The sequence below is a fragment of the Dapis hubbardiae BLCC-M172 genome (assembly GCF_050016015.1).
Classification (GTDB): Bacteria; Cyanobacteriota; Cyanobacteriia; order Cyanobacteriales; family Microcoleaceae; genus Trichodesmium.
In genome coordinates, this window is record NZ_JBNHEQ010000211.1 from 1 (window position 1) to 26,519 (window position 26,519).

Below are 26,519 nucleotides of genomic sequence, written 5' to 3' on the forward strand. Positions count from 1 at the left end.
GATAATTGATAATTGATAATTGATAATTGATAATTGATAATTGATAATTACCTCTTCCTAATAAGGAAGAAGATTGAATAAAAGGAAAATTTTTTTTATTTCTCCTTGAAAGGAGAGGCTTCATACCTTGATTTTTCGGTAAATTATTTGCCGAATAAGTAGTCCGCTCCTATTTCTTGAGCAGCTACCCTATATCTACAGACAACTCGTGCCTCAAAAATTTATTTCCCGGTAAAGATACCAAATGGCTTCTATATTAACATTGGTAAATTTTTGTTGGTTGTGCATGAGCAAAGTGTGGGATAAGTCGGGTATGGCTGACCAATCTAATCTAAAAGCTCTGGGATATAAAGGTTGAGCAACCAAAAAGTTAGGACAGGTGGCAGACACTTCCCAATAAAGATACACCCTACAATTATTCCTCTAAATGGAAGGGAAGTCTCCCCACACTTCCTTGACGCACTACCTTTTTGTTCTCAAATACCTTAGCTTTACTTACTTAGGACTTACGCAAAGACAATCTATAATAGTATTCAAAACTATAACGTTATAGTTTTTTCAATCTATATATATTACCTCTTTGTAAGTCCTGTTACTATAAAATTTCAAGTATAGCCCTACCCAAATACATTAGGAGATTCTTCTATTCCGATACTATGAGTGCTAAAAATTGTTAACAATGCACAGCAAGATTAACCTGGTGAGAGGTTATCCCCCAATATCTACAAGAAAACTTGTAGACACTTTGTACGGACGTTGCACAGGCAAAAATGCGTTTTCCGTTCCGGAATGCTCCGCAAACATGTCGCGCAGCGATACGTCCCTTCTGTCACCTTGGTTATCAGCGTTCGCAGAAGTTTCAATTACTTGACCATGCGCTTCGGTAACTTATCAGGATAGCGGTTACATAGTGGGCTGGTTTTACACCACAAACTGCTCTGTTTGTCAAACTTTAGCATAATCTATGCAACTATACCAGTATAACTATATCAATATATATAAATTTATGTTAATGTTTATTAGTAAATCAACAATTGTTGATCGACCTTATACCCTTACAACTAAAAGTTTATTGTCCTAACCAAAAGACATAGTGCTATAACTAAAAATTGGTTAATTCTTTGCTTTCATTGCATAGAGAATTAACCAATCATTGAGTAAACCTATACAAGAGCTGGTTCTGCCTGTGGCCAACGCTTAACAGTTTTACCAATAACTGCCATTTCCTGCATTAACCCATCGAACTTATCAGGTGTTAGAGATTGGGGGCCATCTGATAGAGCTTTTGCCGGATTTGGATGGACTTCAATCATCAGAGAATCTGCCCCAGCCGCAATAGATGCCATTGCCATTGCAGGTACATATTCAGCCCTACCAGTACCATGACTAGGGTCAATCATAATTGGTAAATGAGTCAGGGAACGCAGAACTGGTATTGCAGACAAGTCTAAAGTATTACGAGCATACTGACGGTCAAATGTTCTAATACCCCGCTCACAAAGAATTACATTTGAATTTCCAGCAGCTAAGATATATTCTGCAGCCATTAACCAATCTTCAATAGTTGCAGCCATTCCCCGCTTCAATAGTACAGGTTTATCTTGAGCGCCAACCTTTTTTAATAGTGAGAAATTTTGCATATTACGAGCACCAATTTGCACCACATCTGCCACTTCAGTCAACATAGGCAAATCTGCAGCATCCATTAACTCCGTAATAATACCCAGACCAGTTTTTTCTTTAGCCGCAGCCAACAAATTTAAAGCACTCTCACCATGTCCCTGAAAAGAATAAGGAGAAGTACGAGGTTTATAAGCACCTCCACGCAGAAACCTAGCACCAGCAGCTTTCACCCGTTGGGCTGTTTCTATAATCATCTCCTCATTTTCCACGGAACAAGGTCCAGCAACTACAACTAGAGGATGATCGAGGCCAAAAAGTACAGGTCCATCTGGAGTAGATACCTCTACTGTACTAGCTTCTCCGTGACGAAACTCCAGACTTGCTCGTTTGTAGGGGCGTTCGACCCGCATTACTTGTTCGATCCAAGGACTCATTTCCTGTAGTTGTAATGGATCTAGGTCTGCAGTATCTCCTACTAGACCAATGACAACTTTATAGCGCCCAACAATTTTTTCTGGAGTTAGACCCCAATTAGTTTGAAGTTCGTTACAAAGACGATCTATCTCTGTTTCTGGAGAACCAATTTTAGTTACTATAATCATTTTTACTTTTACGGTTGAATAGGTCTAGGTTCAATTAAGATTATCTTTACGATAAGTTGAAACAGTAAAGTTCTTGTAATTTCTTAATAAATCTAATACAAAGTTCTGTTTTATCTGTAGATATGATACTTTGCTTCTCTAAAGAAACTACAAAATAAAGTTTAGGAGGATAAGTACAACCTAGAGAGGAGATTTTGTTCATCTCTCTAAGTAAGCATTCAGAGGTTAGCTATTAGCTATTAGGTTTATTATCTTTAAAGGACGAATTCGCATGTTGGTAATTTTCAGCCATTAAAAGTTAATTTCATTAATTGATAATGGATAGTGAATAATAACCTATTTGGCAATTGATTAAGAGACTGTTTGTAAAAGGAATATTAAATCTTGGCTTAGGGTGGGGAGGGTGAGGCGACAATAACTAACTATGAATTGTAGCCAAAATTTAACTTTCCGCACCCCACCCACCGAAAATTAAGCACTCTGGCAGTCTTAATCTTTAGTTTACAAACACTCTCTAATGGATAGTGAATAATGGATAATAGATAATTAGAGTATGTGAACGAGTTAGATAGAAATAGGGAGAGAAAATTAGAGATTTAAAAAACTCTTTCATTCTCAATTATCAGTTATTAGAAGAGGCTTTAATTGGGATTGATTAATTATCAATTATTAATTATCCATTGGTAAAATCCTATTACTTAACTTTAGGAGTCTATCGAGCCAAATCTAAATTTTCCGCCACAGAATTATATAGGTTGAAAACTAAAACTTATCCTTGTTTGTGCTTCAGTTCTCTTGTATTCTGATGACAAATGTAGTGGCGCGTTAAGTTTAAAATGGTGTATTAGATTTTTAAGTAAAAGCTTTGAAAAATCAGCATCCTACCATTTTTATCAAGTAACATTTAAGGCTTGACACGGCAGTAGTAGAAGTTAAACTAATCTTAGTTAAATTTACTAAAAAGGTATTTGCATACCATTCATTCATTGTGCAGGATTAGCTGACCGCTAAAGCTATTTGGCTAGCCCACAACTTCATTTTCAATTTTCCCTAGGAAAAGCTGCGGGACATGAATTGGCAGCATTCTATAGAAAATGCTGACGAAATCAGCTTTTTGATTTAGCTTCTTTCCAAGCTTCTTTCATCCTTTGAAAGTTAATTTTTACTTCTTGCCAACCTAATACGCTACCCTTTTTATCTTCATCCCAAGAAGCAGAAAAAAGACCATAACTCAAACCAATAACACTTAAACCAAAAAAGCCCATACTAACTAGCAAAACTGCTTGGTTTGGTAGTATAAAAATATCATTTGTAATGATAAAGTAGCTAAAAACAAAAGTTAATAAAGAAAATAGTAGAGGTGTACCAGATAATAAAACCATACGGCTTATCATCCGCCTACTAACTACTTCAGGAATAGAATTTTCTCCTTTAACTGTTTTGCCTTTCTGATTACTAATATTTTTCGACTGATTTACATTAGGATAATTTGATTCCTCTGTCGCCTTTATTTTAGGAGAAGAAGATGATTTTTTACCTTGCTTTTTCCGACTTTTAGCAGGTTCAAAAGGTAAAGGTTGGCGTGATGATTCTGGAGACATAAGTCATTTCAGGTATCAGTTAGCCTCCTATCGGAGGAACTGCGTTAACAGTTATCAGTTATCATTTCCTCGCAACTGTTGCATCAGGATTGAAATACTGAATTTAATTTTTTCAGCCCCTTTTTAAGGGGAGGTTTGAGACCTTATTTTTGGGTCAGTTTTTAACCTCTAATACCAAGGCGACCAATCAATGTTTTATTAAGTCATTTCAGGTATCATTTATCAGTTATCAATTCCTCGCAACTGTTGTATCAGGATTGAAATACTGAATTTAATTTTTTTCAGCCCCTTAAAAAGGGGAGGTTTGAAACCTTATTTTTGGGTGAGTTTTTAACCTCTAATACCAAGGCGACCAATCAATGTTTTATAACGTTCTTGGCTTTGTTTTTGGATGTATGACAATAAGCGCTTACGTCTACCAATCATCTTTAAGAGACCTCTTTGGGATGAATAATCTTGCTTATTATTTTTTAAATGAGCGCTTAATTTACTAATTCTTTCAGTCAGCATAGCGACTTGAACATCTGCTGAACCTGTGTCCGTTTCATGAGTTTGGTACTCACTCATAATTTCTTGTTTGCGCTGTTGTTTAAGAACCATATATTTAATTTCTACTAATCTTGCCAAAAATTACCACAATCACTTATCATACCATAAATATTTATTCTGATAAATACCTATACAAATCCTTCAAAGTTGAGTAGAGCGACTCAACCAACTAATAGCTTCCCTAATCCAATCTTCTGCATTAGTATTTTTGGACATATTAGCATCTTTACTAACAGCTTGCAATGCCTGTATAACCTCTTGACCTGTATATCCCAAAGCTAACAAAGTCATTTCTACCTCTTCTTGAATAGCAGGCATAACTCCCACTGGCACTGATGTAGTCAAACCTGCATCTTGTCGCCACTCGGCCAATTTATTTTTCAATTCTAAAGCAATACGTTCTGCCGTTTTTGCTCCTACCCCTGGGGTCTTAGCTAATACACGAGTATTTCCCCCCACAATAGCTTGAACTAAGTCAGGTAATTCTAAAGTATCTAAAAGAGCGATCGCTAATTGTGCCCCAATACCACTGACACTTACCAACTGACGAAATAAGTCTCTTTCTGCAGAAGTACCAAAACCATACAATACTATTTGGTCTTCTCGTATTTGTTGGTGGGTAAAAACTTGGACGTCTTCCCCTGGTTGTAGACTTTGAGTCAACCTAGGCAGAATTTGTAGCTCATAACCTATTTGATTAACCTCTAAAATTAGAGTCACACGCAGACCACTCCCTTTGTGGACATCAGCCACTTTCCCTTTCAGGTAGTTAATCATTCAAATTATTTCAAAATTATTTCAAAATTACATATTAACAACTGTTGAACAATTAAAAGACTGAATTTTCAGAAATTACCAAATACAAGTAGGCATTCAGGTATTAGGGGTCAGCTTTTCGTGCGGAATGGGTCGCATTTATCTTTTCATTCGGTAAAAAACCGCCAAGTAACTAAGAGTAATATTAGTTAATTTATTTTGACAGTAAGTTTTAATTTTCGCTCAATTTTTCAAATCTGATTCCTTCTTCAAAGATAATTTTTTAATAGTTGAAAGATGTTAAATTAGATATTATAGCAATCCTAAATTGATTTTCAGCAATTAACAATGAACAATTAATAATTAATAATTACCCCTTCTTTCAAGAAGGGGATTGACTAAAAGGATTTTTTTTGATTTATCCCATATCGGGGGAGGCTTTAAACCTTAATTGTTGAATGAATAATTAATTATTGACTATCAACTCTTAATTATTAATTATTGACTATCAACTCTTAATTATTAATTATTCGGTAACAGATATAAAAGAATAGAAATTCCTATCAAAAATCCCAAGGAAATACAGACTTATTATGGAGGATTAGATGATCAGACCAAAGAATTTATTGTTCAAGAATATAGATGTGGAAATACGGAAAATACTATTGAATTTATTCAATATTTGCAACAGCAAAGGTCAGGAAAAAGATTAGCAATATTTTGGGACGGTGCAACTTATCATAACCCTCAAAAATTTAGAGAATATCTGATATTAATTAATCAAGATTTACCTGAAGAAGAATGGTTGATAAATTGTACTGTACAAAATTTGCCCAAAATACTCCTGAACAAAACCCTGTTTAATATATTTGGTTGCAAACTAAAAATTTGATCAGACAATTTGATCATCTTTGCAGTTATTTTAAAGTAGTTAAGTGGCGATTTAAGTTTTTTGCAGATGGTCAAATATTTGATTTCCCAAAACTTTTTCAGTATGAAATTTTGCCAGAACCAATTTAGGATTGCTATATATTATACTAAATTTAGGCATAGATACTCACAGTAAAATAATGACAAAATTTTTAGTAAATTTGCTGATAATTTAGGGGTGAAATTAAATTATTTCGCTGACACAAAAAAACATTCTATTTATCAGAATATTTTTAGTCATAAAAACAGTTTTAATCTCAGAAAGATAGATATAGCAATCCTATAATCGGTTCTAGGATTTTGGCAGTCGTTAGGAGTCAGGATTCAGGTAGGGGAGCCGTGGGATTAGCGACGTATATAAATTTTAAGCTTTTAAGCTATTTTAAACTATTATAAAACTTGTTACGACCAATTTCGGATTGCTATATTATAAATCCTTACTAATGGAGAATTGATAATTGATAATTGATAATTAATTAATTCAGCTTTATTGCCTCTCCTAATAATTTTCATTATCAATTGTTAAAGAGGTAATTAGGGCTTGCTGATTAAATATAAAAGCATTGACAGATAAAGGTAAGTGCCTTTTTAAGTCTGGAAAAAGTACCTAATTTTTAGCTCTTTATACTCAAAAAGTTAAGATTTTGGGGACATAGTTGAGCAAAAAAATTACTCCCTTACGGACGTTGCATGCAACGTCCCTACTACTCCCCTACTCCTTAAAAAAGACTTTTTCAGCAAACCCTAATTATCCATTAATGAACTCATAACTTATTCCTCCTAAAAACAAAGCAACTCTATCAATATTTTCTGGAATCGGTATTAGCTAATGCTGGGAACGCCGATCGCTCACCGAATCAATGCTGACAAAATTTCAAACATCTCTATTATAAATAAGGGGGATTTTATTGTTGCAAAAAAAATGATTTTATATCTAAAAGTGTAGGATTAAAAATAGAATTTTGTATCCTATTAAAAACAACCATATCAGTACAGCATCAAACCTTAAGTAGGAATAATTTTAGTTCTTTGTTGACAAAAATACGGGTGCATCTCATATTTGCCAAAATACTTTTTTCCTATTCCCTATGCCCTGTTCCCTGTTCCCTGTTCCCTGTTCCCTGAAAGTGATAAATTTTTGGCTTTATTGAAAATTGAGATGCACCCAAAAATACATTGTTGAAATTAATTAAATTGAGGAAGTAGTTAAATTAATCAAGATTTAATGAGACAATAAATTTACTGGAGCAACAGGAGTCAGATTTAACTTGAACTCAACCCCACTCCAGTTATGTAGAGTCTAGATTAGAAAAAATGTTAAAAAAAATTGTGGCCTTATGTTTAGTAGCGATCGCTCTCACATTAACAGGTTGTGTTTCTGTGGGCGGTGGACTGCAAAGCTTTGTGGATACGACCGATGGTTATGAGTTCCTTTATCCTAATGGTTGGCTCCAAGTCAAAGTTTCTGATGGCCCAGATGTAGTATTCCATGACTTAGTTGAGGCTACCGAGAATGTTAGCGTCGTTATTAGTCCGGTGGTTGAAGAAAAGACTTTAACTGACTTGGGTACTCCTACTGAAGTAGGATATAAACTTAGTAAAAATGCCATTGCACCAAAAGACTCAGGTCGAGAAGCAGAATTAGTCAATGCAGAAGCACGAGAGTATAAGGCTAAAACATATTATCAATTGGAGTATGCTGTTAAACTTGCTGATGGAAGAGAACGTCATAACTTAGCAAGTGTGGCAATTAGTCGAGGTAAACTTTTTACAATCAATATTTCTGCCACTGAAGCACGCTGGCAAAAAGTTCAGGATAAGTTTCAGGAAGTTATTAACTCTTTCTTTGTATATTAGCTTTTTATGAATTTATAATGCAGAATTATTAAATTAATCAATTCATAAATCTTTTTTGAATTTATAATGCAGAATTATTAAATTAATCAATTAATGAATAGCTGAAATTTTCAATCCTTAATTGTGAATTCATAAAACGATCAATTTAGAAATTCCAGAATTAAAAAATTTAGAGTTGAAAAATTAATTCTGAATTCTGCATTCAAAATTATAAATTCATAATAAATATAAGCTATAGCAATCCTAAATAGGTCGCGGGTAATCAAAAAGTAGATAAAAAACTTGACATTACCGCCTGTTCCCTGTTCCCTATTCCCTCCATACCTAAAAGCAGTAAGCTTTTTATACACAAGTAAAATAGGACTGCTATATAATCGTGACAAATCATCAAATTTTTCTTGAATATTTTATGCTTATTTGCTTAAAAATATGGAAATTCCGACCTTCATATTAGCCTCATCTTCATCAGCCAGACTTCGCTTGTTAGAAACTGTTGGTATTAACCCCAGAGTTATGCCTAGTAACTTTGATGAATCTACAGTTAGATTAATAGAACCTAGAAAATTAGTAGAAACATTAGCCCAAGCTAAAGCAGAAACAATAGCTAAATCTCTAATCAAAGAAAACTTCTCTAAAACACAATCAAATTTAATTTTAGGATGTGATTCAGTATTAGTTATTGAAGAGGAAATTTATGGTAAACCTGCTAATGCTCAAGAAGCGATCGCTCGTTGGCAAAAAATGCGTGGTCAAGTTGGTGAATTATACACAGGTCATGCTTTAATTGATTTAGCTAAAAATAAAACTATCGTACTTTGTAGAATGACGAAAGTTCATTTTGCTCCTGTTAATGACCAAGAAATAGAAGCTTATGTTGCGACTGGAGAACCTTTAAAATGTGCTGGTTGTTTTGCTATAGAAGGCAAAGGTGGTTTATTTATTGAAAAGATAGAAGGTTGTCATACTAATGTGATTGGTTTAAGTCTACCATTGTTGAGAGTTATGCTGAATAATCTAGGATATCAAGTTAGTAACTTCTGGTAAAATAAACAAAATATAGCCTGCCAAAGGAATTATTTGACTCTACCCGATGATTAGCATTTATCATAAAAAATGCGAGATTACTACCTTGATGGAAGTCTTTACCGAATTATTAATTATTAATAATTAATAATTAATAATTAAATAATTCTGGTTTAAAGCCTCCCCTTTTAAGGGAAAAAAAGTGCTCTTGAATTTCCTTATCTTCAATTCCCGTACGCTTTTAACCAGAGGTAATTATCAATTATCAATTAATGAACTGAGACTGAGAAAATATCTTCTCCAAGAAATTAATTTGTTTCATCACCGCTTCGCCATGACAATATCAGACTTTGTGGATATTACCTTAATAAATTAGCTATTAATATCTGGACTTACGCAAAGTTACTGTATATAGAGTTTCAAAACTATAACGTTATAGTTTTGAACGCTATATATATGATTTATGCGTAAGTCCTAAATATCAATAAAACTATCAAAAATAACGTGCTTGAGATATTCAATATATTTAGTTATTTATTTTCTTATGACATAACAAAAAAATTTTTCTTTCCTTACTATTGAACTGACTCAAACTTCTGAAGTGAAATGAGATTTCAAACTCTCCAATGCTTTTGAGTAAGTGATTATTTAAAGTGAGAAATAACTCAACCTGCTAGAGATAGTATGTCTCAAATAAGTTAAGATAAATTATCTGAAGAAGGAAGAAGGAAGAAGGGAAAAGTTAATAGGTATAGCCTTCGGCAAGCCACTTAGCGTCTACAAACCCCAAGCAATTCTATACACCCTGTAGACGGTGAGGTATTAAGCTCATAGAGGAAAAGATAGACATTAAACATATAAAGTAAACATGAACCTAAGCTTCAGGAGATTATACCAATTACCATGCATTAATGCTATACTTTAGCTATACTTCAACAGTCCAGTATTTACCAAAATTTAAAGTCTGTTTTTAACAATTATTAGTTAGTTAGTATAGATTATCGCTACTTTTCCTCTCCCCCCACCTCCCACACTCCCGCACGGACGCCCTTATGCAACGTCCCTCCGCCACCCAATCATATATAGCAAAATTTTTGAGAAATGGTATTAGCCCTCTAGCTTAGTTCAAGAAATCCTGCTAGGTAATGGCAAGTATATGAATGAAGAATATCCTTGGGGGGGTACGGGGATTGTCAAAAGATATCTGTTGTCCATTCCTAGTATAGTTATCGTGACTTAATTTAACACGCCAAAAATTATCTATAATACCTTATTTTATAACACTTTCACCAGAAAACCTCAAAAATAAAATTTTTTCTTTAACAGCATTGACATATTCTTAAATCAGAATTATTCTGATTTACATCAGTAAAAGCTGATACAAACTGAATTGCTAATCTACTAAATCATCCAGAGGTAAGTTATGGCTATTGAGCAAGTTCCTGACGTAGTATTCAAAACCCGTGTCCGTGATGAGTCTGTTCCCGGGCCAAACCCTTTTAAGTGGCAAGACAAAACTACCCAAGAAATTTTTGGTGGCAAGCGTGTAGTATTATTTGCCCTACCTGGTGCTTTTACACCAACCTGCTCATCTACTCACCTACCCCGATATGAAGAACTATACGATGAATTTAAAGGACAAGGAATAGATGAAATTATTTGTCTATCAGTAAACGATGCTTTTGTAATGTTCCAATGGGGTAAACAGCAAGGTGCTAAAAATGTATTCCTACTACCAGATGGTAATGGAGAGTTCTCTCGTAAAATGGGAATGTTAGTAGAAAAGTCCAATATTGGTTTTGGTATGCGTTCTTGGCGCTATGCAATGGTTGTTAATGACTGCAAAATTGAAAAGATGTTTGTTGAAGCAGGTTTTAGTGACAACTATGGTGATGACCCATTTGAGGTATCTGATGCAGATACAGTATTAGCCTACCTCAAAGGTACAGAAGCACCAAAAGAAAAACCAGCTAGATTAGAGTTTGTAGGCTAGTATCAGTCTCTGATATTAATTAAATAAAAAGATAAAACGCTGTATATAGCAATTAGATTTGATTCTGTGAACAGTAAAGTTATTTGTCAGGCTACAATCTTTTCAAATTGCTATATATAGTGTTAATTTATCTTACTCAGCAACTATACCTTCAATAATTAGGGTTTGCTGAATAAGTATGAGTGATAAGGGTAGGAGTCAGGAGTCAGGAGTCAAGAGGAATGAGAGTTATAAAGGAAGTAGTCTGAAGAATGGTCCGTTAATTTTTCTTTCCTAGTGATCCTTTAATCCTAACTTTTTGAACCTTTTAGACCTAAAAGCTTACACTTTTTAAAGACCATTAAAAGCTAAAATATTTATCTGTCAATGCTTTTAAATTTCATCAGCAAGCCCTAATTAATAAGTAGTAGTGCAAAATAAATTTCCTAATTGATGAAGCCATTCATATTCAGAAGTAAAAGGCAAGAGAAAATTGGCAGGATGTGTAATTAATTTTGCAACCTGTTACTTACCAATGGATAATTGATAATTAATAAATTCGGCTTTATTGCCTCTTATTTTAAGGATTAAAAAAGTGCTAGGAGATTTCCGACAATTCAATCTGATGGTTTTAACCAAAGGTAATTATCCATTATTCATTATCCATTATCCATTATCAATTAATTAACCCTCCTATTTGATCGGCTTCAGTTCATCAATAATCATAGAATTTTTCCCTATCGAAAAATATCGTCTAAACTTAATTCATAAAATTTACTACAAAACATATTATTAACTGAGGAATTGAATGATAGTTTGTTTATTTGAACACTTATAAGAATGACTACTGAAACTAGACAAAAAAGAATAGGAATTTTTGACAGTGGGATAGGTGGTTTAACTGTTTTAAGAGAGTTATATAGACAGTTACCCAACGAATCTATTCTTTACTTTGGCGATACAGCAAGATTACCTTATGGAACAAGAACTACCGAGGAAATTTTAGAATTTGTAGATGAAATTATCGGGTGGCTAGTCAAAAGTGGAGTTAAAATGGTATTGATGGCTTGCAATACCAGTTCAGCCTTAGCTCTAGAAAAAGTCAAATCGAAATTTGATATTCCTATTCTAGGATTGATTGTACCTGGAGCTAATGCTGCAGTCGAACAAGGAAAAAGAATAGGCGTCATTGCTACCCCTGCAACTGCTGCAAGTAATGCTTATCGTTATGCTATTTTAGAAGCAAATGCTTCTGTTCAAGTTTGGCAAGTTGGTTGTCCCTATTTCGTACCATTAATAGAACAAAATCAACTACATGACCCCTACACATATCAGATAGCAGAAGAATATTTAATGCCTTTAATACAGCAACAAATTGATACATTAGTTTATGGTTGCACCCACTATCCTTATTTAGAACCAATATTGCGGTTATTATTACCTAAGTCTGTGAATTTTGTAGACCCTGCAGTTTATCTAGTTGAAGTAGCTGCTAGAGAATTGGAAATTATGAATTTGCAAAACTATAAGACACCAAAGCCAACAAAATTTGTAGTTAGTGCTTCTCCTCAAAAATTTGCCGATCTATCATTACAGTGGTTGGGTTATAGACCAGTTGTAGAAGAAATTTCTTTGCCAGCTATTTTAGACAAACCTCTTTCTATCTAGACTATATATCTACTAAATTTCCAAATTTACTGAAATTTGCTCTTCTAGCAATGATTTTCATCCATTAAAAATCACCTCTTCTTGAAAAGAAGAGGATTAACTAAAAGGAATTTTTGGGGACGGGATTTTTTCCCTTAAAAGGAGAGACTTTAGAGCTTAATTAAATTATTAATTGTTTAGTAATCAATTAAACTGTAAATCTCTCATCAAAAAAACTGTGGATAATTATTAATTACTTTCCCTTAATTGTTTAATTTAGCTATATAATGTTAGAGCAGATAAGTTGATAATTGATTAATATATATCTATAAAATATCTGCTGTATATAATGTAAATTAGTGCGGGAATCAGCAATACCTTGTTACAGAGTTTTATTTCTTGTCATTTTGGCAGCCCGTTGAGCCAATGCTAAGAGCAAATACACGGTAAGTACATAACCAGTTGCTAGAATGGGAATTATTACAGGAATATGATTGTAGTTCATAGTTTTACCAAATTGTGAGGAGCGTTTTCAGGAACTAAAAAAGTAACTAATATAACTTCTGTTAGATATTAATTAAATTAATCCTAAGTACAAGTACAAAAGTTATCTCTACTTGATTTATTAGAGTCAAATAAATTTGTCGATAAATTCTTTAACTCTTATGCTTACATTGTGTGGTATTAAATACCAATTTAAACCAGTAGATATTTTGATTTCTACAAGTTTATGTATTTGAACTTTTGTGGAGTTACCCTCTACTTGGGTAGTCTCTAGAATCAAGTTCTTCAGCTATTACCTACTACTGCTTCTAACAAAGATTATTATCAAAGGGGAAGCATTGAAATAATCATCACCCTGGATAGCAATATTTGACGGTAATAAATATTACCTTTTTGCTGGAAAAAACACCTGCAAAATTAAGTAGAGGAATGGATGAATTTACGATTAAATGCTATTAATTTAATAGCGATTTATAGCAACTATCTTCCTTGTGTTGATTAGATGTTAATCTAAATATATTAGCCTGGGAGTAAGTTTTTCACCTAATCAGATCCAGGGGTTGGGAAGGTAAGTTAACTTTACTTCTGCAATTCAGTTATCTGCAAATATATCTCGCCCATATTATGCAGTTTTTGACTTATCTTCTGATAATCATACAATTAAACAGCAAATTTTGACAGACAAAATAAGCATGATGACTAAATTGTATGTATTCCATTTCAGAGATTATTAAATGTTTGTCCTAATAATTGCTAAGTTTTCACTATTGAGGACTTAATAATCTATTTACTCTTCTAATTCAAGATTGAATCAGTATCTCTTTTCTATCTTGAATTATTACAACTATTAGAGTCATTGGAGTCAATAATATTAATCTAACACAGTTAATCCTATTTGTATAGAGTATTTTGCAGGTTGCTTAACAATTAGATACAATTTACTAATAATACTGACATCAAGTTATATTTTTGTTTATTTTTTGAAAAAAAAATTTTGTTTAGCCATCAAGATTTCTAACTTTTCTATATCAAGGATGGTTAGTTGAGAATCAGAATATAATTTGTAAAGTTTTGTTAAGTTGTAGCTTGAGACCTTATTTTTTGGTCAGGGATTAATGCATGAATTTTGAATTTTGACTTGCGCGTAGCGCTATATAATCTACTACTGCTACTGGCATCAATTTATAATTTCGCCTATTTTTTAAAAAATAAATTTTGTATTGTCATCAAGATTTCTCATACCAATTCACTTTAAATACCTCACAAATAGTTTCAAAGTATCTATGTGAAATAATTTCCTGAAATTAGTGTGGCATCAAAGTTTCGAGTCTATAGAACCCCTTAAGGGATCTATTTAAAAATAGAGGGGGTGATGGGGTGATGGGGTGATGAGGAGATGGGGAGATGGGGAGAGTTGGAGTATTTTTTAATCTTTTTCCCTTATTGCTTCTCTACCACAGACGACTAAGCTCCCTCGCTTTTCAGACAAAGGCAAGGATACTGTTAGGGCTTCTATAGAAGCCCTAACAGTATCTCCAGAAAATAGGTCCAAGTCGAGAAGTAATTGATAATTTATGGGTAATATATTGATTGGATTTGGGATGAAAGGAGAGGTCTAATACACCCCATCTCCCCACATTCCCCACACTCCGCACACTCCCCACACTCCATTTTAAGTACACAAATAGATACCAAATGGCTTCTATAAAATCTTAATGCATGACTTTTGTACGGGCGAATGGCCATTAGCTACGCACAACTTTCCTATCGGAATGCTCCGCAAACGTTTTATATGTCGCGTAGCAAAACGCCCCTACGACTTTTGACTTCCGTGAAACGGTATAACTTTCCTATATCAAGAATGGTTAGCTTAGAATAAGAATATAATTTGTAAAATTTTGTTAACTTATAGCTTTAGTGGCTAATTCATGACCAAAAAATAAGGTCTCAACCCTCCCCTTTTAAGGGTGGGAGGATAAAAAAATAAACTTCAGTATTTCAAACCTCTGACTTCAGCGGTCGGAACTGATAACTGATAACTGATAACTGATAACTGAAATGACTACTTCCACTCTCCTATTCTCTCCAGTAGAAGCAGACCTACAACTGCTAACAGATAACTTAAAACAATTGGTAGGTGCCCGTCACCCCATACTATACGCGGCTGCGGAACACCTATTCCGTGTCAAAGGAAAACGGGTCAGACCAGCCGTTGTCCTATTAATTTCACGGACCACCATGCCAAACCAGGAAATTACTCCTAAACATCGTCGTTTAGCAGAAATCACAGAAATGATCCACACTGCTAGCTTAGTTCACGATGATATAGTAGACGAATCAGAAATTCGTCGAGGCGTCCCTACGGTTCACAGTTTATTTACTAATCGTGTGGCCGTACTAGCTGGAGATTTTCTATTTGCTCAATCATCTTGGTACTTGGCCAATCTAGATAATCTAGCAGTTGTCAAACTACTTTCAGAAGTAATTATGGATCTTGCCGAAGGAGAAATTCAGCAAGGACTACATAGATTTGACACTGATTTATCTATAGAAGCTTATTTAGAAAAGAGCTATTACAAGACAGCTTCTCTAATTGCTAATAGTTCTAAAGCTGCAGCTATTATTAGTGGTGTCTCGCCAGAACTAGCCCAGGATATGTACTACTATGGTAAATATCTAGGTTTAGCATTCCAGATAGTAGACGACATACTAGACTTTACTAGCGCTACAGAATCTCTAGGAAAACCTGCTTGTTCAGACCTGAAAAGCGGCCACTTGACAGCACCTACATTGTATGCTTTTGAAGAAAAGCCGGGCTTAGAAAAACTACTTGAAAGAGAATTAGCCCAAGATGGTGATTTAGAAGAGGCCATCCAATTGATTAAAGATAGTAACGGAATTGAAAGGTCTCAAGAGTTGGCTGCTAAACACGCGAAGATGGCTGTTGAACATTTACAATCTTTACCAGATTGTGATTCTCGTCAAGCTTTGATTAATCTTACTGACTATGTTTTAAGTAGACTGTATTAGACTAATGAATAATTAATAATGAACAATGGATAATGAACAATGGATAATGAACAATGAACAATGTAAACTACCTCTAACTATTAATTATGAGTTATCAAAGAAAGTTAGATAGAAAACTAGAGGTTTAAAAAACTCTTTCATTATCAATTATCCATTATCAATTATCCATTATTAAGCAATATCTGAAGGAAATTTGCTAGAGTTGGAATTAGAGGATGCCTGATACTGTCTGAGATATATAGTTATCAGTTTTTGGACATCCTCTCTCTTGACCTCCGTAGCTGTTGTTAAATCTCCTGGTTTTTCAAAGAATACAAGACTATCTAAAGGCTGAATTGCTATCATTTGAAAAAGTATATGAATAACTGGCATAGGCGTTGCTACAATACGTTCTTCCGCAGGAAGACCAGCAAAGGATTCTTCGGAAATAGATGATGAGGCATCATTTAGTGTCGGAAAAGCATAAATAACTCGTTTTTCTAGTTCAGATTGACTCTGATGACCTAAAGTAGTCAAAACCCAATTTTGCGTGTAAGTTTGTAAAATATAGTATTGCAAATGTTGTAATTGTTCAGCTAACAGTTTTAAAGCAGGTATAATTGCCTCCACAATTTGTGGTGTATTACCATCTTGGGGTGCGTTTTCAATAAGTGTTTGGATTTGTTGTTCTAAGTTCATAATTAAATATTTTTTATCCTTTCAGGGTAGCGGTGTACAAGTAGCCATAAACCGATAATTTAGGGAATTTTCTGTTCCCTACTCGCTGTTACCGAAATTATCTAAAAAAATTGGGTGTATTTATGATGATTTATAAACTTTATTAGTAATTAATTATTAATACAATGATGGGGGAAATCTGCCAAGTTGGCGAAGAAATCTTAAAGCTACTCCTAGATGAATTTCAGCAGTCTACTCGTGCCTCAAGGCAAAACTGCTTAGAAGTAGCAGAACGTATTAGACAAGAAGTAGATAGGATTTGTACAGAAAGTAAAAGAATTCAAGGTTCGGGAGAAGTGGGTAAATGGGCTAAGAATTTAGCTCTACATCGCCTGAGACGATGTATACATTATTACCAGCTTCGTTCTCAAGAAGGAAGAGTAGAATTACATAGCACCCTCAGTGCTATTGTTTATAGATATATCACTCCTCCCCAAATACAATCAAGTTATCAGGCCAGATTAAATCTAATAGAAGATTTTTTACAACAATTTTATGTGGAGACCTTAAATGCTTTTCGGCGAGAAGCTGAACTTCCAGCAACTTATACTCCCCGTACTTTGTTAGAACTGGCAGAGTATATGGCCTTTACAGAACGTTATGGCAAAAGACGTATACCTTTGTCTGGTGGTCGGAGTCAACAATTGATTATTCTGAGGGCACAAACATTTTCCCAACAACAACCAAAAGAAACATCTGTAGATATTGACCAAGCAGCAGAGGGAACAGCTACTGACTCAGACAAAACCTGGAATGATGGATCTATCCAGCAAGTGCGAGAAGCAATGGTGGCACAAGACCCAGGTAATGATATTGGTTCTCTACGTCAGGTTGTGATTGAAGAACTAATGGCCTATCTAGAGGAACGTCAACAGCAAGACTGTGCAGACTATTTTGCTTTGCGTTTACAAGATTTATCCACTGGAGAAATAGAATCTATCCTGGGTCTGACCCCACGAGAAAGAGATTATTTACAGCAGCGCTTTAAGTACCACTTGCTTAAATTTGCCATGGGACATCGGTGGGAACTCGTTCATCAATGGTTAGAAGCAGACTTAGAGCAAAATTTAGGCTTAACTCCCACAGAGTGGGAAACTTTGCATCAGCAAATTGATCCAGAACAAAAGAATTTGCTAAAGTTAAAACAACAAGGTCTTTCTGATGAAGCGATAGCAAAAAGTTTAGGTCGTAAAGTCAACCAGGTTAAGAAAAAGTGGTATAAATTACTAGAACTTGCCTGGGAATTACGAAATCGTTCAAGTTCCGGAGCAGGGGCATCAAGTGATGAATAACGAAACGAATAAACAGGTGGAAACTTTCGAGAAAAATTTCTTTGATTGGCTATTATCAAAGCCAAGTTCTAAAGAAATATTAGCAGTAGGGGAAAGTCAAAAACCTATTGAGGATAGGTCAGCAGAAATCAAGGGGGAAGAAGAGTGGGAAGAACTAGATCCACTTGATTCAGAAGAAATTGACTGTCCCTACTATAACGAAAGTCCACCAATTACACTAGGAGAAGTACCAACTGTGTATAATCGTTTCGAGTCATTGTTACAAAAACGCCTGAAAGCTGAGATTGAAGCTAAACCGCCAATATTTCCTTGGGAAGAACCGGGATACGATACTGAGTATCCAGACGTTGAAGCTCAAGATTGGGTTTCCTCTATTAGTCTGTGGGCATCACAGATGAAAAATATCAGGTGGAGAAACCTATCTATACCCCTAACAGATAGTGTAACTTATCAACTGCTGAAGTCTTGCCAAGAGATAGTAAAATCCGATTTACTACCTGGTATTAGATTGGTTAAAGCTGTAGAGAATTTATTCCCCGGCCAATCTCAATCCCTCAATAATCTAGCAGGCTTAGTATTAGTAGGTCAATCTCGTGATGGGGAGTTGATTTCTCCTCAAGTCACTAATTATGACACTGCAACCCCAAGACAACAAATGTTGTTATCTTTACTGGCTGCCAAAGAAATTTTATCATCTTTAACTTTAACCTGTCATTTAAACCAGTCAGTGGTAAGAAGACAATGGGAAAGTACTTTGGGTTGGATTAATATTGAAGCTGAATACTCTATTCCTGAAGATAGAGCTTCTGCTTGTTTGAGAATTAAGGGTCAACTTCCAGCAGCAGCAAGCCTCAAAATTCAAGGAAGAGAAGTTCAAGCAACCTCTCAACGTTCAGATCCAGGTACTCTATGGGTAGAATTATTTGACCCACAACCAGATCAAAAATACGAGCTAATTATTAAATTGTTTAACTGGGACGAACCTTTAAAATTTGCTGTTTGTCTTCAAGTGAATTCTTAACTCTGAATTCTAAATACTGTGCCTATGCTGAAAAAATATTAAGCAGGACTTACTGCAAAAATCAACATTCCTTCAGCATCTACCACAATCATAAAATTATGCCTAATTCTTCTTCTGCGTGGGAAGTGCGAAATCTACCTATATTAGGACCTCTGTGGAGACAAATAGAAGCAGCGCCTAAACCTGTTCCTGAAGATTCTATTCTATTACGAGTCATGGTACAGGCATTGGTAATAGTAGGTATTATAGCGGTTGATGTGGCTGCCGGGGTGGCAACAGATGAACTGCCTTTAACTTTTTGGGCAGCACCACTAAGTATTATAGGAGCAATTTGGAGTTGGTACAATCGCTACAAAAGGAATGTACCAGCTAAATTTTGTTTGGCAATAGGAATGTTATTAGCTTTAGCTGCTTTTTTGAGCAGGTTGGTTGGTGAGTTAAATGATACTCGACTGGTATTGGCCGAATTATTGATTCAACTTCAAGTTTTGCATAGTTTCGATCTACCCAGGCGGAAAGACTTGGGTTATTCGATGGTGATAGGATTAATTTTATTGGGGGTTGCAGGTACTATTAGTCAAACTTTAACTTACGGACCTGTATTATTACTGTTTATTGTACTTGCTATTCCTTGCCTAATTTTAGATTATCGTTCTAGGTTGGGTTTGCAGTCAAAATTTTCGGCTAATAAATCAGAGTTTACTAAGCAAAAGCAGCGACAAAAAATATCTTTATTAAATGCTATTTCCCCTAAAAGACTAACAACATTATTGTTAGTAATTCTTGGTTTGGGTATGGCAATTTTTGCTTTTTTACCGAGGTTGCCTGGATATCAATTACGAACTTTTCCCATCAGCGCTCCAATTAATTTTGATGTACAAAATTTTGACGGGCGGACAATTACAAATCCTGGTTATATTGGTCGAGGTAGGGAAAATGGAGATGGTTCTGGAAATGGTAATGGAACTAATCAAGAATCAGGTCCGGGAAGTTTAGATACTACTTATTATTATGGATTTAATACTAAGATAAACCAAAATTTGCGCGGGCAATTAGTTCCTCAAGTTGTGATGCGAGTTAGGTCACAAGCCGAAGGATTTTGGCGAGTTTTAGCTTTTGATAAATATACTGGTGAAGGTTGGGAAATTTCTCGGAATGATAAGACTTTTACTTTAGGTCGTTCTAGTTTTTCTTATCGATTTGATGTGAATTGGCGACGGAAAAATATTTATCAAAATGAAACTAAAGAAGTTATTCAAAGTTATACAGTAGTTTCTCAGTTACCGAATTTAATTCCAGCTTTATATCAAGCCAGAGAAATGTATTTTCCTACTGAAAAAATAGCAATTGATCCTGATGGAAATTTACGTTCTCCTCTGGAACTTCGAGAAGGTTTAACCTATACAGTAATTTCTGATGTTCCTTATAGAAATCCTACTATTTTGGGTGAGGCAGGAACAAATTATCCAGAAAGTATTAGTAAATACTATTTACAAATTCCTCCTGAAATTAAGGAAAAAGTAAGACAAAAAACAGAGGAAATTTTAGCCAAGAAAAGTAAAGTTGCAAAAGAAAGTAAACCTATTACTTCTACTTACCAAAAAGCACTTGATTTAGCTCAATACCTCAAACAAAACCCAAATTATAAACTTCAGAAAGAACCGCCATTTTTTGCAGAAGGTGAAGATTTAGTCTCAGCATTTTTATTTGGTTATCAAAATAGTCCGGAAGGGGAAAAAATTACAGGTGGTTATGGCGATCATTTTTCCACAGTTTTGACAATAATGTTACGTTCTATTGGCATTCCTGCTAGATTAGTTGGCGGTTATGCTCCTGGAGAATTTAATCCTTTTACTGGTTTATATGTGGTAAAAAATACAGATGCTTATATGATGACGGAGGTATATTTTCCAGGTTATGGATGGTTTGCTTTTAATCCTATTCCAGGAATGCCTTTAATTCCTCCTTCTATTGAAAAAGGGTTTGGAAACCAAACCCCTACACTGATGGTTTTTTGGAAGTGGGTAGCTGGTTGGTTGCCTTCTCCTGTAACTGGTTTTCTAGAAAGATTTATTGGCGGAATATTCCGTTGGATATTAGGAATTATTGGTTGGTTTTTTGCTCTATTTTCCCAAGGTTGGCAAGGGATATTTGGCGGTTTAATTTTAGCTACTGCTTTAAGTTTTTTGGGTTGGTTATTGTATATTTTTTGGAGAAAATGGCGTTACGGTCGTTGGTTAGCAAGGTTATCTCCGATGGAGAGTATCTATCAACAAATGTTGAATTTAATGGCGAGTAAGGGATTAGTTAAACGTGGTTTTCAGACACCTTTTGAATATAGTAATCAGATTAGGGAACAGGGAACAGGGAACAGCGGTGCGACCCCGCGTCGGCGCAAGACGCAAGGGAACGCGCACCAAGAGAGGGAACAGGGAGAAATAGTAGAGGAAATTTCGCGAGCTTATGTTGGATGGCGTTATGGTAGTAAGGAAGTTAATTTAAGTAGATTAAAAAAATTACTGGGAAGTTTGAAGAAAGGAAGAAGTAAGAAGTAAGAAGTAAGAAGTAAGAAGTAAGAAGTAAGAAGAATTTAGTTATCTAGGGGAGAAGCGGTAAATATTGAAAAAAAAGAAAAATATACCTATAGTCGGGACGTTAGATGAAACGTCTCTACAAGGTTTTGATTTAACCTTAAGTAATCTGTCTGAAAACTGCTATTAAAGTATAACTAAACTGTGGAATTTTTTTACTAAGAAAAGGGAGATAACAGTGGAAGTCTCCCACTCGGACATTACTAAATATTAAAATTTAGTCAGAAATGAATTCTAATATCATGTTTCTTTGAATAACCACAAGAAAAAATTTAGGGAGTTAAGCAAAAAGTAAGCATTCAGCCGTCAGCTATCAGCTATCAGCTATTGTTTCTGATGTGCTATAAAAGCTTCATTAATGGTACTTAGACGTTTTCAGGAATAAAAATCGCTTTTTTTGCGTTTCATCTGCATAGCAAAGCATGGCCTTTACGAAGCATTCCAAAGGAAAGTAAAGGAAAAGTCAGGAAAGCTGAAAGCTGACAGCTAATAGCTGAATGCTTGCAGCAAAAACGAGAAGTTTAAAAAATATTCTGGCTTGGAAATAAGAAGATTTTTATTATGGTGAATTAATTAGACTTGATATAGCTTTTAATATTATGTCTGGTTGAATAGTTATAATTAAAGTTTGTAGTAGGGCTTTAGCCCTAAGTATAGATAGGGCTAAAGCCCTACTAGTAGCAAAAACTTTTGTATCACTGATTATCCGCACTTGATATAACTTCTGAATTATAAATTCAGAATAATTTTTGACCACAAATTTTACAGAATTTAGCATCTATATCGTGGTAAGAAAAACCACAATTACTACAGACTTTTTCTTCTTTATTTGCTGTTTTGATAAGTTGTTTAATTAAATCTCCAAGTTGATAAGGAATTAAACTAACACCCGTTAATATCATCAAAACAGTTAATAAACGACCTTTTTCTGAAATAGGAATTACATCACCAAATCCCACAGTTGTCATTGTAACAACCGAAAAATATACAGCATCTAAAAAAGTTGTAAATGATTCAGGATTGACACGATGTTCGACTTGATAAATTAAGCCAGAAAAGATAAAAATAATTGTAAATAAAGTAAATAATATCCTGGCAAAAATTACTCCATCTGCCGTACTAATCTTAAATATATAAATTTTCAACTTAAGAAATCTAATGAGTCTTAGAATTCGGAACCATCTGATAAGTCGAATAAAACTAAGTTCTAAAAATCCTGGAAAAATAGGTAAAATTGCGAGTAGATCGATAATAGAAAAAAAGCTAAAAACGAACTTTATTTTTTGCTCTGCACACCAAAATCTCAGCAAATATTCAATAGCAAAACATACTAAAATAGAATCATCTATTAGTTCTAGATTCCCAAAAATTTCCTCTGAAATTGGATAGGTTTCAGCAACAAAGATAGCAGAAGAAAGTAAAATCAAAAATAGTAAAATCAAGTTAATGGTTTTACCGATAGGATTTTCGATATCTTCCAAATAAAATGCCAGATTTTTTTTTGTTGGTATAGGTGACATATCAGTTATCAGTTATTAGTTATCAGTTATTAATTATTAGTTATTAATTATTAGTTATTCATAATTTTTAATCTTATGCTTGAGAGCAATAATTATCAAACTAGATTGTAATTATAAGTAGTGGTATGACACAACTAAAATGTTGCAATAGTAGGGGCGGGTTCCGCCTTAAATTAATGGGAATTCAATAAAATCAAATAAACCCGCCCCCATGACGATATTCTGAACCACCAAACCAGGGCGGGTTCTGGCTTAAATTAATGGTGTGACAAATTATTCAGATGAAATAAATTTGGTGCCAAACTGGGGCGGGTTTAGAGAAATCAATTAGTTATAACAAGATTTTTGGTGAAACCCGCCCCTACGATTTTTTTTAACGTTTAATTATACCTATCTACTTAATGTTTTACAATAAATATGGTAATTTCTCCACTATTTAATTATGTCTGAGCTAGAATCCAATTTATCTGCTTTGATGACTAAAGTTTCAGAATTGGAAAAACAACAGACTACTCTGAAAAAATATGTTGTTAAACTGAAAAATACTTTAGATGAGCAAATAGAAAATTTTCATCATCGACCAGAAAGACAAACTGTGGAAAATTTGCAGGAAAAGTTGACTACTTTAAGTCTACGTTTAGATGAATTATTGGCTGTAAATAATCCGGTAAAATCGACTGCGGTACAAGATAAATTATCAGAGGAAATCTCAGAGAATTATCAAGAATATGAAAATCAATTAGTATTCGATAGCTCTGGCATTCGTGGTGTATTAATTGAGGCATTGTCAACAGTTGAATCACGATTAATTATTGTTTGTCCGTGGTTTACTTCCAAGGGTATTGATGAAAGTTTACTGGAGAAATTTAAGGGTTTTTTAGACAGGGGTTGCCAAGTAGATATTGGTTGGGGATATTTAGGAGATGGTTCAAATATTGGCAAGGGTTGGAAATATAATGCTTTGACAGATTTACAGGAATTAGAGAAAAGTTATCCTGGTTTATTTCGGTTGAAGCTATTAGGAACTCACGAAAATTTTCTGGTTTGTGATGAAAAGTTTGCTTTTGTAGGAAGTCATAATTTTTTAGCTTCGGGTGAGGAAAGTTCGGAAAGAGAAGTAGGGATTCGTAGTAGCGATCGGCAAATTATTGAAGGATTAATTGACCGTTTTGATAATGCTGAATTTTTGGAGAAAGCAGAAATTAATCGCAGGTTTGCAACAAGTATGAAAAGTTTGGATGAGGTGGAATATTTGTCTGGAGTTATTGATGAGAATGAAATGGAATTTCAGGATTATTCGATGGTGGTAGATGAGGATGAGGTGGAAGAAGAATTGGAAAAATTGGAAGAACTTGAGGAGGAAGAGGAAAGTCAACAACCTGTGGTTAGTGCTGAGGAATTTTTGCGTAGATATAATGAGGGAGAACGAGATTTTACTGGGATTAATTTGGCAGGTGTTGATTTGAGTGGAAAGTCTTTTAATGATTCCAAATTAAATTTGAGTAATGCTAATTTTAATGGTGCAAATTTGAGTCAGGTAGATTTAAGGTCGGTTAATTTAACTGGAGCAAAATTTAAAAGTGCTAACCTCTCTGAAATTAAGTTTTATTCAGCAAATCTAAGTCAAGCTAAATTCATTAATACCAATTTGAATAAAGCACAAATGAATTCTATGAAATTATAAAAGGCAAAGTTCAGAAATGTGAATCTTCAGGAGACTAATTTAGAGTCTGCAAATTTTACTGAAGCTAACTTGAACGGAGTTAATTTTAGTAATTCTAAAATTTCAAACGATGCCAACTTCAGTAGTGCAAATGTGAAAAAAGCAAATTTGAGTGGATTGAATTTGAGAAATGCGAATTTTACTAATGCAGATTTGAGTCAAGCTGATTTAAGTAGAGCTAATTTACTAAACGCAAATTTTGCAGGAGCCAACCTACAAATGGTAACAATAAATCAAGCACTTTCTAGTGAGGCAACTGTTTTTCCAAAAGGTTTTAATCACACTAAATTAGGTGTTTATTTGCTTGCTCCTGATGTTTCATTAAAAGCAGTAAACTTAGCTGGTTATGACTTAAGCTATTTACACTTGAGAAGAGCTAACTTAGAAGGAACAAATTTTAATTCAACAAATCTGAATAGCTCAGATTTAAGTGATACTAACTTAGCTAATGCTCAGTTAATAAAAGCAAATTTGGTTAGCACAAAATTTGTTGAAGCTAATCTCAAGAAAGCTAATTTTAGTGAAGCATCTATAGAAGGTGCAGACCTAAGATTAGCAGACCTTAGTCAAATAGATTTTGCTCATGCTAAATTACATAATGTTAATTTAACAGCAGCAAACCTTAGTCAAACAAATTTTGCTCATGCTAACTTATATGATGTTAATCTAACAGCAGCAAATCTTAGTCAAGCTGACTTGAAAAATGTGCATAATTTTAATCAAATTAATCTTAGTGGTGCTAACTTAACTGAGGCAAATTTAGTCGGTTTATCTTTAAGTAGTCAAAAAGTTACAGGTGTTAATTTAAGCAAGGCAAAACTTTGTGGCACAAATTTAAGTAACACTAACTTGAGTAATGCCAACTTAACTTCAGCAGACTTGCGCGGAGCAAATTTAAGTGGCGCTAACCTAGAAAATGCCAATCTAAAAGAAGCAAATATAGGTGGTGCAAATTTTGGAGAAGACGATAAGAAAGCCAACCTAACAGATACAATAATGCCAGACGGTTCAATTCACGAATAATATAAATAGTAGGTTGGGTTGACCTTAAGGAAACCCAACAAAAAATTTCGTAGCTGTGCATAGTAATATTACAGAAGAAATATTTGAAACACAAGAGATTGCTTCCTTCCACTTCGTTCCAGTCGCAATGACTTTACAGTTAGTCTAGACATAACATGACTCCTGACTCCTTCTTTCATTCTGACTCCTGACTCCTTCTTTCATTCCACGAATAATATAAATAGTAGGTTGGGTTGACGTTAAGGAAACCAAACAAAAAAATCTGTTAGTCTTGCAATAGTAATCTTAGAAATATTAGATAGAAATAGCTGAAGAAATTAAAGTTAAACACGATGTAGCGGCGGGTTTTTTAGACTAAATTGTTGATTTTTCAAGTTTCAGCTAAACCCGCCCCGACAATTTTTTTAACGACGAATATAGAGCGAGTTTTTCACCCTAAGTTCCTAGCTTTGGCCGCGGGTTTAGCAGTATAAACGCTAGATTTATAAATCTCTGGTTAAACCCGCCCCTACCTTTTTTAATGTTGGTTTTGTCGGGG

General features: G+C 34.4%; 18 protein-coding genes and 2 pseudogenes. 12 read left to right on the plus strand and 8 right to left on the minus strand.

Annotated features, from left to right (window positions below; all coding sequences use genetic code 11):
- Nucleotides 1-213: 213 nt before the first annotated feature.
- The 5 genes from ACP6PK_RS19385 to ruvA all read right to left on the minus strand — a co-directional run bounded on the left by ACP6PK_RS19385 (nucleotide 214) and on the right by ruvA (nucleotide 5,152).
- Complete coding sequence (locus ACP6PK_RS19385) at nucleotides 214-390, minus strand: hypothetical protein (protein ID WP_426561846.1); 177 nt, start codon at nucleotides 388-390, stop codon at nucleotides 214-216.
- 773 nt (nucleotides 391-1,163) lie between these two features.
- Entirely contained in the window at nucleotides 1,164-2,225 is a 1,062-nt protein-coding gene (gene aroF / locus ACP6PK_RS19390; RefSeq protein WP_094674249.1) for a 3-deoxy-7-phosphoheptulonate synthase, read from the minus strand.
- A gap of 1,106 nt (nucleotides 2,226-3,331) precedes the next feature.
- Entirely contained in the window at nucleotides 3,332-3,826 is a 495-nt protein-coding gene (locus ACP6PK_RS19395; RefSeq protein ID WP_094674247.1) for a PAM68 family protein, read from the minus strand.
- Nucleotides 3,827-4,156: 330 nt separating this feature from the next.
- The gene (rpsO, locus tag ACP6PK_RS19400) at nucleotides 4,157-4,426 is read right to left on the minus strand and encodes a 30S ribosomal protein S15 (RefSeq protein ID WP_094674245.1); all 270 of its coding nucleotides are present in this window, start codon (nucleotides 4,424-4,426) and stop codon (nucleotides 4,157-4,159) included.
- 90 nt (nucleotides 4,427-4,516) lie between these two features.
- Nucleotides 4,517-5,152 carry a Holliday junction branch migration protein RuvA gene (gene ruvA / locus ACP6PK_RS19405; RefSeq protein ID WP_426561848.1) on the minus strand — a complete coding sequence of 212 codons (636 nt, stop codon included), beginning with the start codon at nucleotides 5,150-5,152 and terminating at the stop codon, nucleotides 4,517-4,519.
- A 520-nt stretch (nucleotides 5,153-5,672) separates the two neighbouring features.
- On the opposite strand from ruvA, the pseudogene ACP6PK_RS19410 reads away from it, so the two are divergent.
- From ACP6PK_RS19410 to murI, 5 genes and pseudogenes are all read left to right on the plus strand, one after another.
- Nucleotides 5,673-6,151: pseudogene (locus tag ACP6PK_RS19410) on the plus strand (IS630 family transposase); the annotation flags it as partial.
- A 1,224-nt stretch (nucleotides 6,152-7,375) separates the two neighbouring features.
- Nucleotides 7,376-7,918 (plus strand): photosystem II reaction center PsbP, encoded by a 543-nt coding sequence (gene psbP / locus ACP6PK_RS19415; RefSeq protein WP_426561850.1) that lies wholly within the window; start codon nucleotides 7,376-7,378, stop codon nucleotides 7,916-7,918.
- A 429-nt stretch (nucleotides 7,919-8,347) separates the two neighbouring features.
- A complete protein-coding gene (locus ACP6PK_RS19420) occupies nucleotides 8,348-8,962 on the plus strand; it encodes a nucleoside triphosphate pyrophosphatase (RefSeq protein ID WP_426561852.1) in 615 nt (204 codons plus the stop codon).
- 1,402 nt (nucleotides 8,963-10,364) lie between these two features.
- Nucleotides 10,365-10,934, plus strand: coding sequence for a peroxiredoxin (locus ACP6PK_RS19425; RefSeq protein ID WP_094672318.1), 570 nt, complete (start codon nucleotides 10,365-10,367; stop codon nucleotides 10,932-10,934).
- A gap of 819 nt (nucleotides 10,935-11,753) precedes the next feature.
- Entirely contained in the window at nucleotides 11,754-12,581 is an 828-nt protein-coding gene (gene murI / locus ACP6PK_RS19430) for a glutamate racemase (RefSeq protein ID WP_094672319.1), read from the plus strand.
- A 361-nt stretch (nucleotides 12,582-12,942) separates the two neighbouring features.
- Here the strand turns inward: murI and ACP6PK_RS19435 are convergent, their stop codons facing one another.
- Nucleotides 12,943-13,065: a hypothetical protein gene (locus ACP6PK_RS19435; RefSeq protein ID WP_426561855.1), complete on the minus strand. Its 123-nt coding sequence runs from the start codon at nucleotides 13,063-13,065 to the stop codon at nucleotides 12,943-12,945.
- Nucleotides 13,066-15,122: 2,057 nt separating this feature from the next.
- Here ACP6PK_RS19435 and sds point away from each other — a divergent pair.
- The gene (gene sds / locus ACP6PK_RS19440) at nucleotides 15,123-16,094 is read left to right on the plus strand and encodes a solanesyl diphosphate synthase (RefSeq protein ID WP_094675164.1); all 972 of its coding nucleotides are present in this window, start codon (nucleotides 15,123-15,125) and stop codon (nucleotides 16,092-16,094) included.
- 171 nt (nucleotides 16,095-16,265) lie between these two features.
- Here sds and ACP6PK_RS19445 read toward each other — a convergent pair whose 3' ends face one another.
- Nucleotides 16,266-16,772, minus strand: coding sequence for a hypothetical protein (locus ACP6PK_RS19445; protein ID WP_094675166.1), 507 nt, complete (start codon nucleotides 16,770-16,772; stop codon nucleotides 16,266-16,268).
- A 167-nt stretch (nucleotides 16,773-16,939) separates the two neighbouring features.
- Between ACP6PK_RS19445 and hetZ the strand changes: the two genes are divergently transcribed.
- The 3 genes from hetZ (at nucleotide 16,940) to ACP6PK_RS19460 (ending at nucleotide 21,679) form a co-directional block, all read left to right on the plus strand.
- On the plus strand, nucleotides 16,940-18,103 hold the full coding sequence (gene hetZ, locus ACP6PK_RS19450) for a heterocyst differentiation protein HetZ (RefSeq protein ID WP_094675172.1): 1,164 nt from the start codon (nucleotides 16,940-16,942) through the stop codon (nucleotides 18,101-18,103).
- The gene (locus ACP6PK_RS19455; protein WP_143438143.1) at nucleotides 18,093-19,124 is read left to right on the plus strand and encodes a hypothetical protein; all 1,032 of its coding nucleotides are present in this window, start codon (nucleotides 18,093-18,095) and stop codon (nucleotides 19,122-19,124) included. The genes hetZ and ACP6PK_RS19455 overlap by 11 nt, the downstream gene beginning before the upstream one ends.
- 98 nt (nucleotides 19,125-19,222) lie before the next feature.
- Nucleotides 19,223-21,679: a transglutaminase TgpA family protein gene (locus tag ACP6PK_RS19460; protein WP_094675170.1), complete on the plus strand. Its 2,457-nt coding sequence runs from the start codon at nucleotides 19,223-19,225 to the stop codon at nucleotides 21,677-21,679.
- A 773-nt stretch (nucleotides 21,680-22,452) separates the two neighbouring features.
- Here ACP6PK_RS19460 and ACP6PK_RS19465 read toward each other — a convergent pair.
- Nucleotides 22,453-23,235 (minus strand): ion transporter, encoded by a 783-nt coding sequence (locus ACP6PK_RS19465; protein WP_246844151.1) that lies wholly within the window; start codon nucleotides 23,233-23,235, stop codon nucleotides 22,453-22,455.
- A 442-nt stretch (nucleotides 23,236-23,677) separates the two neighbouring features.
- Here ACP6PK_RS19465 and ACP6PK_RS19470 point away from each other — a divergent pair, with 442 nt between their 5' ends.
- The 3 genes and pseudogenes from ACP6PK_RS19470 to ACP6PK_RS19480 all read left to right on the plus strand — a co-directional run bounded on the left by ACP6PK_RS19470 (nucleotide 23,678) and on the right by ACP6PK_RS19480 (nucleotide 25,981).
- Complete coding sequence (locus ACP6PK_RS19470) at nucleotides 23,678-24,919, plus strand: pentapeptide repeat-containing protein (protein ID WP_426561859.1); 1,242 nt, start codon at nucleotides 23,678-23,680, stop codon at nucleotides 24,917-24,919.
- A 15-nt stretch (nucleotides 24,920-24,934) separates the two neighbouring features.
- A pseudogene (locus tag ACP6PK_RS19475) lies at nucleotides 24,935-25,651 on the plus strand (pentapeptide repeat-containing protein); the annotation flags it as partial.
- A 12-nt stretch (nucleotides 25,652-25,663) separates the two neighbouring features.
- Nucleotides 25,664-25,981, plus strand: coding sequence for a pentapeptide repeat-containing protein (locus ACP6PK_RS19480; RefSeq protein WP_426561893.1), 318 nt, complete (start codon nucleotides 25,664-25,666; stop codon nucleotides 25,979-25,981).
- Nucleotides 25,982-26,519 lie beyond the last annotated feature (538 nt).